Origin of the sequence: Mycobacterium sp. (genome assembly GCF_019243155.1) — a bacterium.
In the GTDB taxonomy this organism is placed as follows: domain Bacteria; phylum Actinomycetota; class Actinomycetes; order Mycobacteriales; family Mycobacteriaceae; genus Mycobacterium.
The window spans coordinates 1-9947 of record NZ_JAFAUS010000158.1; the positions used below are offsets into that span (position 1 = coordinate 1).

Below are 9947 nucleotides of genomic sequence, written 5' to 3' on the forward strand. Positions count from 1 at the left end.
CGATTTCGCTGTGGCAGGGGCTGACGATGACCGAACGCGCCCAACGCAACCTGGCCGCGGACCCCGAAATGGCCGACTCGATCGTTACGATGCCCGCCGTTGGCTGCTCCCCGGAATACCCCGGCCGGGTCATTGTCGCGCTGGCCACCGACCCCGACCTGATGAAGCTGTCCGGCGGTACGTTCATCACCGCCGAACTGGCAACTCGCTACGGGGTCACCGACATTGACGGGAGAACGATTCCGTCGCTTCGCGCCGAACGCGGATCCCCGATTTGGCGTCCCGTCATGGAGGCCGGCGATGGACGCTGATAAGTTGGCCCGACTCGAACGCCTCCTGGACCGCCAGGACATCACCGACTGCCTGGCCCGGTTCAGCCGCGGCATGGACCGCTTCGACAGGGATTTGGTGCTATCCGCGTTTCATCCCGACGCTGTCATCGCCGCCGGTGACTTCGTCGGCGGTCCGGGGGAGCTGTACGCGTGGGCGCGGGATATGCACGACAAAGGCCAGATCGCCACCCACCACAACCTGCTCAACAATACGTGCGACATCGACGGTGACACCGCGCATTGCGAGACCTACTACCTCTTTGCGGCCCGAAATCGCGACGACACCAACTGGATCGCCGGCGGCCGATATTTCGACAGATTCGAACGCCGCGACCAAGTATGGCGAATTGCTCTGCGTACCAACGTCATCGAATGGTCCGGTGCGGTCCCCACGATGCCGATCCCGTTCGCCGATGTGGCCGGATATCTCAGGGAACGGTGTGGCCGCACGAGACCGAACCGACCCGTCCTACCAACGACCTCTTACCAACCACCGGCGACCCCACAACCCGCTGGGGGAATAGGGGTTTAGCCGACGGGTGCGACCGCGTCCGCGGTGGTGAACGTCAGATGCAGTTCGCTCAAGCCCCGCAAGATGTACGTCGGCTCGTAGGTGTAGCGACGGTCGGCAGTCGGCCCGTGGTGGGCTTCGTTGATCTCGATGTGCGACATCCGGTCCAGCAGCCGCTCGATCGACACCCGGCCCTCGACGCGCGCGAGTGGTCCACCCGGGCACGAGTGGACGCCGCGGGCAAACGCCATGTGCTCGCGGACGTTCTTGCGGCGGATGTCGAATTCGTGCGGGTTCTCGAACCGGCGCGGATCGCGGTTGGCGGCGCCCGGCAGCACCATCACGACGGTGCCGGCGGGGATGTCGACGCCACCGACGTTCGTGTTCTTGACCGCGAGCCGCGAGTCGCTCTTGACGGGGCTTTCCATGCGCAGCGATTCCTCGATGAATCCCGGAATCAGGCTGCGGTCCTCACGCAACTGTTGCTGGACATCCGGCCGGTCGCCCAGCGCCTGCAGCGCGGCGCTGAGCAGCTTGGCCGTCGTCTCCTGCCCGGCGGCGAACAGGAACGTGGCCGAGCGGACCACTTCGATCACCTCGGGCGTCGAGCCGTCGGGATACAACGCCGACGCCAGCGACGTCAGCACGTCGTTGCGCGGTTCGCGCCGCCGGTCCTCGATGTAGTGGCAGAACTTGTCGTCGAGCCACTCCAGCGGGTTGATGCCCACCGACTCGTGGTCCAGGGCGCCCACCCGCGCCTCGGGACGGTCGGCGCCCAACACGACGCGAAATTCCTTGTGGTCGTCCTCGGGGACGCCGAGCAGGTCGGCGATCACCAACGTGGCAAACGGCTTTGAGTACTCGGCGATGAACTCGCACTCACCGTTGTGCAGGAACTCGTCGAGCTGCCGGTCGGCGAGGCGCCACATGAACTCCTCGTTCTTCTTCAACCGGCTCGGGGTCAGCAGCTTGGCCAGCACCGAGCGGGCCTTGGTGTGGTCCGGCGGGTCCATGGTGACCATGTGCTCGTTCATCGGGAAGTAGCTGCGGTGCTCGTTGATCAGGGCACTGATGTCATCGCCGTCAGGCTTAAACGGCAGCGGGGGGAATGGTCCACCGAGCGCGACGATGTTGGAGAACGTCTCCGGGTCCTTATAGATCTCGCAGGCTTCGTCATATCCGGTGACAGCGACCACCCCGTGGTGGGGGAGGCGGAAGACCGGGTTCTGACTGCGCAGGTAGTCGAAGTACGGGTGCGGATCCGGCACCAGGGTCTGATCGGTGAAGAAGTCAATCGACTCGTAGGTGCTCATCTTCAGGTTGTCTCCTGGGCTGGGTTTTATCGGTGGCGTACGGCGGCAAGTGAGCGCCGCGCCCGATTTCGAGTTCCAAAATGTGCTGAGCACCTGCTTAGCATGGCGGTAATGTCAGGGTCAAGATCACAACGCCGTGGCAGACGGCCATGGCCACGATCTGGCAAAGTCGATACGAGAAGAGCCGCGGAACGCGGCAAACGCATGCTCGAGCCACGTCGAGGGTACGGAGTGAAGCCATGACATCGGCCCGCAGGATCGGGGCGCCGGACGCGAAGAATCGCGTCCTGCTGCTCGACGCGGCTGAAAAGCTGATGCTCGAAGAGGGCTACGCGGCCGTCACCTCGCGCCGTCTCGCGCACAAGGCGGGGCTGAAACCCCAGTTGGTGCACTACTACTTCCGCACCATGGAGGAGCTGTTCCTCGAAGTCTTCCGCCGCCGCGCCGAAGAAGCGCTCGAAGTGCACGCGCTGCTGCTGCAATCGTCGCAGCCGCTGTGGGCGCTGTGGCGGTTCGGCACCGACCCCGCATTCACCCGGATCTCCATGGAATTCATGGCGCTGGCAAATCACCGCAAGGAGATGCGAGCCGAAATCGCTTACTACGCCGAGCGTTTCCGCGAGGAGGAGCGGCAGGCGGTGACGGCCGCGTTGGAGCGGTACGGGGATACCGGACTAGACATGCCGCCCGTCGTGTGGACGGTCCTGATGAGCAGTCTGTCGCGGTTCCTGGTGCTCGAGCAGGCGGTCGGCATCTCCGGCGGCCACGCCGAGACCAAGGAGTTGGTCGAGAGTTACCTACGCCGGCTCGAAGGTGAGCCGCAACCGATCACGGGAGTGCCGGAGACCTGGGTCGTTCACCAGTTCCGCAGCGAACAGAGCACGCCCTTGGGGCCGTCCTTGGAGACGACGACGGCTCCATCCACCGCCAGTTCACAGTGAAGCCCCGGCGTGCCGGGCTCCGTGCCCGTGCTCGCCACGACCATCGCGTAATCGTCGGGGTTCGACATGTCCAGATCGAAGCTCCACGACTTGCCCGGAGCGAGATCGACGTCGACGTGCGGTGTGAACGAGTAGGGGTTGTGGCTGTAGTCGGAGAATTTCGCCGGCTGGTGGTCCAGATAAAAGATGTCGGTGTAGATCGGGTTCTGCGCGCCGACGGTGTACTTGACGTGATGCATGACGGGTTCCGGGTCGGCATGGGCCCGCGGAGTGCTCACACCCAAGCCCGCACCCGCCAACAGCCCTGCCACGCCCAGCGCTAACAGTCTGTGCACGCCCGTCATGTCGCTCCTCCGGCTGCCTGACGCGCCTTGGCGCTGCGGTTCATCACCCGCTCTGCGGCTCGCCAGTGCGCGTCGGCAACCCACAACCGTGCAAAGGATGCTATCGCCTCATCAGGCGAAACACCGCGGATTACACGCTTTATCTCCTTCGCCGGGTGGCGGGCGAGCGCCTGCGCGATCGGTCGCCACCCTTCGTCGGGGGAATCGAATGAGGCGCGCGGCAAAACCTTATCGACCAGGCCGATCCGCTCGGCCTCGGCCGCGTTGAGGGTCGTTCCGGTGCCGGCCAAGAGCAGCGCCTTGCTTTTGCCGACGAGCGCGGCGAGGCGCTCGGCGCCACCCCACGCCGGCATGATCTCCAGCTCGACCTGATTGAACGCGATCCTGATGTCGTCGGCGGCCACACGGATGTCGGCGGCGACCGCGATTTCGGCCCCGCCGCCGAAGGCGTGCCCGTTCATCGCGGCGATGACGGGAGCCCGGAAGTTCGCCAGCTGATCGCAGATCGTCCGCATCCGCTTGGCCATCGCCGCGGCGTCCTCTTCGGTCCGCAGCGTGCTCAGCTCTTTCAGGTCGCCGCCCGAGACGAACGCCCGGTCGCCGGCACCCGTGATGACCAGGGCGCTGGCCCCGGCCGCGGCATCGATTGCCTTTTCCAGCTGGTCCATCGTGTCCAGCGCGATGGCGTTGCGGGCGTGAGGGCGATCAATTGTGAGCACCGCCAAACCGTCGTCGATCTCCAGGTCCAGCACGCGTTATCGCTCCTCGAACAAGGGGCCCCCGATATTGGCATTCTCTTTTGGCGAGAATAACATCACTGCAGGCCCAAGTACTTTCGTCAATGAGGATGGAGGTGATCCGGTGCGGAACCGAATCGTGGTGGCCGCGGCCGCCCTCCCCGTCGCCCTGGTTGCAGCGTGTACGTCGCACCCACCAACCCAACTGTCTAGCACGGCATCCGTGACCGTAAACGGTAACGACAGGAATTTCCACGTCGTGAAGTGCGGTCAGATGCAGTGGACCCGGACGATCGACATCGGTGCCGACTTCGCCGGAGCCAAGCTGATCATCGACGAGGGGGCGCGGCCTCCGATAGCTCAGTCGGTGCACATCAGAAATCTCGGCGGGTTCACCGGCATGTTTTCCCAGGGTGGAGACGGCGATGCCGAGATGAGCATGACCGGCGACAAGTTCACGGTCACGGGTACGGCCAGCGGTTACAAGGTCGACAAACCCAACGAGCCGGCCACCGCAACATTCAAAATCGTCGTGACCTGCTGAGGCCTCAGGCGGCCCCGTCGGGTGGGGCACGTTGCGGTCTTGGCCCTCGAGAGAATAGTATTCTCACAAATTGCAAAGGAGGATCTCATGGGCCAGTTGTCGCACCGGGAAGATGTCCCGTTTCCGATCTTTGACGCGGATAACCATCTCTACGAGCCACCGGAAGCGCTGACCAAGTTCCTGCCCAAGGAGTACAAGGACTACGTCCAGTACGTGCAGATCAACGGGCGGACCAAGATCGCGATCCGTGGCCAAATCAGTAACTACATCCCCAACCCGACCTTCGAGGTCGTCGCTCGGCCGGGCGCCTGGGAGGAGTACTTCAAGTTCGGCAACCCGGACGGCAAGACCAAACGCGAGCTGTTCGGTGAGCCGATGCGCGCGATCCCGGCATTCTTCGAGCCCGGCCCGCGCCTGGAGAAGATGAACGAGCTGGGTCTCGAGCGCACCCTGATGTTCCCGACGCTGGCCAGCCTGCTCGAGGAGCGCCTGCGCGACGACCCGCTGGCCATTCACGTCCTGGTCCACGCGCTGAACGAGTGGCTCGACGACGTCTGGGGCTTCAACTACCAGAACCGCATCTTCACCACCCCCGTCATCACCCTGCCGATCGTCGAGAAGGCGATCGAGGAGCTGGAGTGGGCGGTCAAGCGCGGTGCCCGCGCCATCCTGGTCCGCCCGGCGCCGGTCCCCGGCTTCCGCGGCCCGCGGTCGTTCGCGGTGCCCGAGTTCGACCCGTTCTGGGAGCGGGTCGTGGAGCACGACGTGCTGGTCGGCATGCACTCCAGCGACAGTGGCTACTCCCGGTACACCTCCGAGTGGGACGGTGCCGACCAGGAGATGCTGCCGTTCCAGACCAACGCGATGGGCATCCTCAACGAGTGGCGGCCGATCCAGGACTCGGTCGGTTCGTGGGTCATCCACGGTGCGCTCTACCGCCACCCGAAGCTGAAGGTGGCCATCGTCGAGGCCGGCTCGAAGTGGATGACCCCACTGCTCGACGGTCTGGCCGAGGTCTTCCGGAAGGCCCCGGAGGCGTTCCCGAGCGACCCGGTCGAGATGGTCAAAAACCGGATCCACGTGAGCCCGTTCTTCGAGGACGGCATCGACGATCTGGTCAACCTCGTCGGTGTCGATCGGGTGCTGTACGGCTCGGACTGGCCGCACCCGGAGGGTCTGGCGGAGCCGACGTTCTACGTCAACGCTCTGTCGCACCTGCCCGTCGATGACCAGGCAAAGATCATGGGTGGCAACCTCGGTCGACTCGTCACGGTGTGACACCCGATCAACCGTGGCTGACCATCCCCGAGATGGTGTTGAGCGCGGCGGACCGGTTCGGCGACGCGGAAGCGGTCGTCGACGGTCCGCTGCGCTTCACTTTCACCGACATCGTCAAGCGAATCCGTTGCGCCGCAGGCGCATTCGCGGACCTCGGGATCGACAAGGGTGACCGGGTCGCCATCTGGGCGCCCAACTCGGCGGAGTGGATAGTCGCGGCCTTCGGGCTGCTCACCGCGGGCGGTGTGCTGGTCCCGGTCAACACGCGGTTCAAGACCGACGAGGCGGGCGACATCATCGCCCGCAGCGGGGCGAAGGCCGTCCTGGTCCAGAAGGGCTTTCTGGACCAGGATTACACCGCGCCGCCGGGCATACCGGTCATCGACCTGAAGTCCGACTTTCTCTCCAGCGGCTCCCCGTTCCAGCGCGAGGTGAGCGGCACCGACATCTCGGACATCATCTTCACCTCGGGCACCACCGGGCGCCCCAAGGGCGCGATGCTCAACCATCGCCAAACGCTGCGAATGTATGAGGAGTGGGCCACCCTCGCGGATCTGCGCGAAGGCGACCGCTACTTGCAGATCAACCCGTACTTCCACACCTTCGGCTTGAAAGCGGGCCTCGTCACGTCTTTCCTGCGCGGTGCGACGATGCTGCCGGTCGCGGTCTTCGATGTCGACAAGGTCGTGGATCTCATTGAGCGCGAACGCATCACGATGCTGCCCGGCCCGCCGACGCTGTACCACTCGTTGCTGACGGTCGGCGACAAGTCGAAACTCTCGACGCTGCGGGCAGGGGTGACCGGCGCCGCCGACATCCCCGTCGAACTGGTGCGTCGCATCCATGGTGAGTTGCCGTTCCAGACGTTGATGACCGGCTACGGTCTCACCGAGGCCGGCAACGTAACCTTGTCTCGGCCCGGCGATTCCTTCGAGGACGTGGCTACCACCGCGGGCCTGCCTTGCGAGGGGGTAGAGGTGCGCATCGCTGACGACGGCGAGGTCCTGGTCCGCGGATACAACGTCATGGCCGGCTATCTCGACGATCCCGCCGCTACCGCCTCGGCGATCGATGCCGACGGCTGGCTGTACACCGGCGATCTGGGCAGGCTGGATGCCGCGGGCCGGCTGACGATCGGCGGGCGCAAGAAGGACATGTTCATCGTCGGCGGGTTCAACGCCTACCCGGCGGAGATCGAGGGCTTTTTGCTCGAACATCCGGCGGTGGCCCAAGCCGCGGTGATCGGAGTGCCCGACGACCGCCTCGGTCAGGTGGGCAAGGCTTTCGTGGTGGCGAAAACCACGGTGTCCGAGACCGAGCTGATCGGCTGGTGCCGCGACCGGATGGCGGGATTCAAAGTCCCGAGATCCGTCGCGTTCCTCGACGCGCTGCCGCTCAATGCCACCGGCAAAGTGATGAAGGACCAACTCCGTTGAGCGACGGCGATATTCACTCGATGGTGATCGCGTCGGACTACCGCGTGCCGGATCCGACACGGGTGTGGCCGCTGCTCGAACGCCGCAAGGCCGCGCTCGCCGACATCGGCGCCCACCACGTCCTCGTCTACACCTCCACCCACGACTACGGCCGGGTCCTGGTGATGATCGGCGTGCACAGCCGCGAGCCGATCGTGGAACTGTTGCGTTCGCGGGTCTTCTTCGACTGGTTCGACGCGGCCGGCGTCGACGACATTCCCGCCGTCTTCGCCGGCGAGATCGTCGACAGGTTCGTCGCGGCGCCGACATCGACGGCCGCCGCACCCGGGGTGGTGGTGGCCGCGATCGCAGCCGTTCACGACGTGGCCACTCTGACCGCCGAAGTGACCACGGCGATGGACAGGTTCGTCGCCGCCGGCATCCGAAAGACGTGGATCTTCCAGGCTTTCGACGATGAGCACGAGGTGCTGATCATGTCCGAGCTGCCCGACGAGGAGAGTGCGCAGCGGTGGATCAACCATCCGGATGCCGCGGCCGAGTGGATGTCCAGCGCCGGGGCGGGCGCCTATCCGCCGATTTTCGTCGGCCGATTCTTCGACATGATGCGCATCGAGGCGGACTGAGCGGCCCTCGAATGTTCGTATGCCTGTGCAACGGCGTCACCAGCCAAACGGTGTGTGCGGCGGTCGATGCCGGCGCGACGACGACGAATGAGGTCGCCCACGCATGCGGAGCGGGCGCCGACTGCGGGCGCTGCCGGCGCACCGTCCAGGCGATACTGCGGTCATCCGATGAGGACCGAACGCCCGCGACCTAGGAGCGACTGCCCTCCGGTGACATCGGCCCGACGAGTTGGCCTAGCAGACGCGGTATTTCGAGTCGCGGCAGGACCACCTCGACGAACACCATCCGGTCTTTATGGGCGGCGGCCGCGGTCAGGGCGTCGTCCAGTTCGCCGTACGTCTGCGCCCGGAACACCAGATGATCGGCCACTCCCAACGCGTTGGGGACGTCGGTCCACTTCCAGCTGACGATGTCGTTGTAGGGCGCCTTTTCGCCGTGAATCGCCCGTTCGACGGTGTAGCCGTCGTTGTTGACCACCACGATGACCGGGGACAGCCCTTCACGGGAAAAGGTGCCGAGTTCCTGGATGGTCAGTTGCGCGGCCCCGTCGCCGATCAGCAACACCGTCCTGCGCTCGGGATGCGCGACCGCGGCCCCGACCGCGGCGGGCAATGTGTAACCGATTGAGCCCCACAGGGGTTGGCCGATGAAGGTGACGCCGTGCGGCAGCCGGTGATCCGCCATGCCGTAGAAAGACGTTCCCTGATCGGCGAGCACCACATTGCCCGGGGTGAGCGCGGTGCAAAGGCGGTCCCACACCATCTGTTGGGTGAGTGGCTGATCGCGCGGTGGGGGAGGCGGCAACGGATCGGCGGGCGGGGACACCACCGGTGGCGACGAAATGTTGCGCCGGACAACGATGGTGGCCAGGGCCTCGAGCGCGGCCCCCATTTCCAGCGGCGCGAACACCTCGCCGGCCACACTGCTCTGGTACTGGCCGACGTCGACGGTCCGGGCCGGATCGATCCGCTGGCTGAAGAAGCCGCTGACCATGTCGGTGAACACCACGCCGGCCGTCACCAGCACGGGTGCGTCCTCAATCGCCGTTCGCACCCACTCGGCACTGGCCGAACCCGCATAGATCCCCAGGAAATTCGGCGAGCTTTCGTCGAGCAGGCTCTTTCCCCACATCAACGTCGCGTGCGGCACCACGTCCGCCGCGAGCAGCGCCTCGAGTTCCTTGATCGCCTGCAGGCGATGCACGAGCAAGTCGGCCAACACGGTCACCTGGCGGTCGCCGATGAGTTCGGTGGCGGCCTCGACGAACATCGACAGCGCGCGGGGGCTGGTGCCGCCGGTGTATCGAGGCAACGGCTCCGCCGGTGGCTCGGTGGGGAAGCGCGCCACGTCGGTGGACAGCAGAATGTATCCGGGTCGCTTCTGCTCGCGGACCTCGCTGAGCACCCGGTCGATCTCTCTGCATGCCGTGGCCGGCATCAGATTGGCTTGGGCGCAAGTGATTTCGCGACTCACTCGGAAAAAGTGCTCGAAGTCCCCGTCGCCGAGCGAATGGTGCAGGGCCCGCCTGGTGCCCTGCGCGTCTTTGGAGGGGCCGCCGACGATGTGCACGACGGGCACGTGCTCGGCGTAGCTGCCCGCGACGGCATTGGCCGCCGAGAGCTCACCCACGCCGAATGTCGTTACCACCGCCGACATTCCGCGCAGCCGACCGTATCCGTCGGCGGCATAGCCGGCGTTGAGCTCGTTGGCGCTGCCCACCCACCGAATGGTGGGGTGCGTAACGATGTGGTCCAGGAATGCCAAGTTGTAGTCGCCGGGCACGCCGAAGATCTCGGTGACGCCGAGTTCGGCGAGCCGATCCAGTAGATAGTCACCGACGGTGTAGACGGACTCGGGCGCTGCAGCGGTCACGAAGAAGACGGTACG

Annotated in this window: 11 protein-coding genes and 1 pseudogene; 8 read left to right on the plus strand and 4 right to left on the minus strand. The window is 65.4% G+C overall.

Going from position 1 to position 9947, the window contains the following annotated elements:
- Both JOZ00_RS07735 and JOZ00_RS07740 read left to right on the plus strand, forming a co-directional pair.
- Positions 1 to 311: pseudogene (locus JOZ00_RS07735) on the plus strand (short-chain dehydrogenase); the annotation flags it as partial.
- Entirely contained in the window at positions 301 to 864 is a 564-nt protein-coding gene (locus JOZ00_RS07740) for a nuclear transport factor 2 family protein (RefSeq protein ID WP_293342005.1), read from the plus strand. The pseudogene JOZ00_RS07735 and the gene JOZ00_RS07740, both read left to right, overlap by 11 nt.
- On the opposite strand, the gene JOZ00_RS07745 is transcribed toward JOZ00_RS07740, so the two are convergent.
- Positions 861 to 2156: a cytochrome P450 gene (locus tag JOZ00_RS07745; RefSeq protein ID WP_293342008.1), complete on the minus strand. Its 1296-nt coding sequence runs from the start codon at positions 2154 to 2156 to the stop codon at positions 861 to 863. The genes JOZ00_RS07740 and JOZ00_RS07745 overlap by 4 nt on opposite strands.
- 239 nt (positions 2157 to 2395) lie before the next feature.
- Here JOZ00_RS07745 and JOZ00_RS07750 point away from each other — a divergent pair, with 239 nt between their 5' ends.
- Positions 2396 to 3097 (plus strand): TetR/AcrR family transcriptional regulator, encoded by a 702-nt coding sequence (locus JOZ00_RS07750; RefSeq protein WP_293342011.1) that lies wholly within the window; start codon positions 2396 to 2398, stop codon positions 3095 to 3097.
- Here JOZ00_RS07750 and JOZ00_RS07755 read toward each other — a convergent pair.
- Positions 3013 to 3336, minus strand: coding sequence for a hypothetical protein (locus JOZ00_RS07755; RefSeq protein WP_293342025.1), 324 nt, complete (start codon positions 3334 to 3336; stop codon positions 3013 to 3015). The genes JOZ00_RS07750 and JOZ00_RS07755 overlap by 85 nt on opposite strands.
- 101 nt (positions 3337 to 3437) lie before the next feature.
- Positions 3438 to 4193, minus strand: coding sequence for an enoyl-CoA hydratase/isomerase family protein (locus JOZ00_RS07760; protein WP_293342013.1), 756 nt, complete (start codon positions 4191 to 4193; stop codon positions 3438 to 3440).
- Between the two features lie 109 nt (positions 4194 to 4302).
- Between JOZ00_RS07760 and JOZ00_RS07765 the strand changes: the two genes are divergently transcribed.
- The 5 genes from JOZ00_RS07765 (at position 4303) to JOZ00_RS07785 (ending at position 8253) form a co-directional block, all read left to right on the plus strand.
- Positions 4303 to 4722: a lipoprotein LpqH gene (locus JOZ00_RS07765; RefSeq protein ID WP_366022275.1), complete on the plus strand. Its 420-nt coding sequence runs from the start codon at positions 4303 to 4305 to the stop codon at positions 4720 to 4722.
- A gap of 87 nt (positions 4723 to 4809) precedes the next feature.
- A complete protein-coding gene (locus JOZ00_RS07770; protein ID WP_293342016.1) occupies positions 4810 to 6000 on the plus strand; it encodes an amidohydrolase family protein in 1191 nt (396 codons plus the stop codon).
- Positions 6001 to 6032: 32 nt separating this feature from the next.
- On the plus strand, positions 6033 to 7436 hold the full coding sequence (locus JOZ00_RS07775; RefSeq protein ID WP_293342031.1) for a FadD3 family acyl-CoA ligase: 1404 nt from the start codon (positions 6033 to 6035) through the stop codon (positions 7434 to 7436).
- On the plus strand, positions 7433 to 8059 hold the full coding sequence (locus JOZ00_RS07780) for a fatty-acid--CoA ligase (protein WP_293342019.1): 627 nt from the start codon (positions 7433 to 7435) through the stop codon (positions 8057 to 8059). Before JOZ00_RS07775 ends, JOZ00_RS07780 begins: the two co-directional genes overlap by 4 nt.
- 11 nt (positions 8060 to 8070) lie before the next feature.
- The gene (locus JOZ00_RS07785; RefSeq protein ID WP_293342022.1) at positions 8071 to 8253 is read left to right on the plus strand and encodes a (2Fe-2S)-binding protein; all 183 of its coding nucleotides are present in this window, start codon (positions 8071 to 8073) and stop codon (positions 8251 to 8253) included.
- On the opposite strand, the gene JOZ00_RS07790 is transcribed toward JOZ00_RS07785, so the two are convergent.
- The gene (locus JOZ00_RS07790) at positions 8250 to 9932 is read right to left on the minus strand and encodes an alpha-keto acid decarboxylase family protein (RefSeq protein WP_293342034.1); all 1683 of its coding nucleotides are present in this window, start codon (positions 9930 to 9932) and stop codon (positions 8250 to 8252) included. The genes JOZ00_RS07785 and JOZ00_RS07790 overlap by 4 nt on opposite strands.
- Positions 9933 to 9947: the final 15 nt, after the last annotated feature.

What these genes read in the sequence shown, in the direction of transcription:
- JOZ00_RS07785 (WP_293342022.1), top strand. Translation starts at nt 8,071, where the DNA reads ATGTTCGTATGCCTGTGCAACGGCGTCACCAGCCAAACGGTGTGTGCG.
- JOZ00_RS07775 (WP_293342031.1), top strand. Translation starts at nt 6,033, where the DNA reads ATGGTGTTGAGCGCGGCGGACCGGTTCGGCGACGCGGAAGCGGTCGTC.
- JOZ00_RS07740 (WP_293342005.1), top strand. Translation starts at nt 301, where the DNA reads ATGGACGCTGATAAGTTGGCCCGACTCGAACGCCTCCTGGACCGCCAG.
- JOZ00_RS07770 (WP_293342016.1), top strand. Translation starts at nt 4,810, where the DNA reads ATGGGCCAGTTGTCGCACCGGGAAGATGTCCCGTTTCCGATCTTTGAC.
- JOZ00_RS07745 (WP_293342008.1), bottom strand. Translation starts at nt 2,156, where the DNA reads ATGAGCACCTACGAGTCGATTGACTTCTTCACCGATCAGACCCTGGTG.
- JOZ00_RS07755 (WP_293342025.1), bottom strand. Translation starts at nt 3,336, where the DNA reads ATGCATCACGTCAAGTACACCGTCGGCGCGCAGAACCCGATCTACACC.
- JOZ00_RS07750 (WP_293342011.1), top strand. Translation starts at nt 2,396, where the DNA reads ATGACATCGGCCCGCAGGATCGGGGCGCCGGACGCGAAGAATCGCGTC.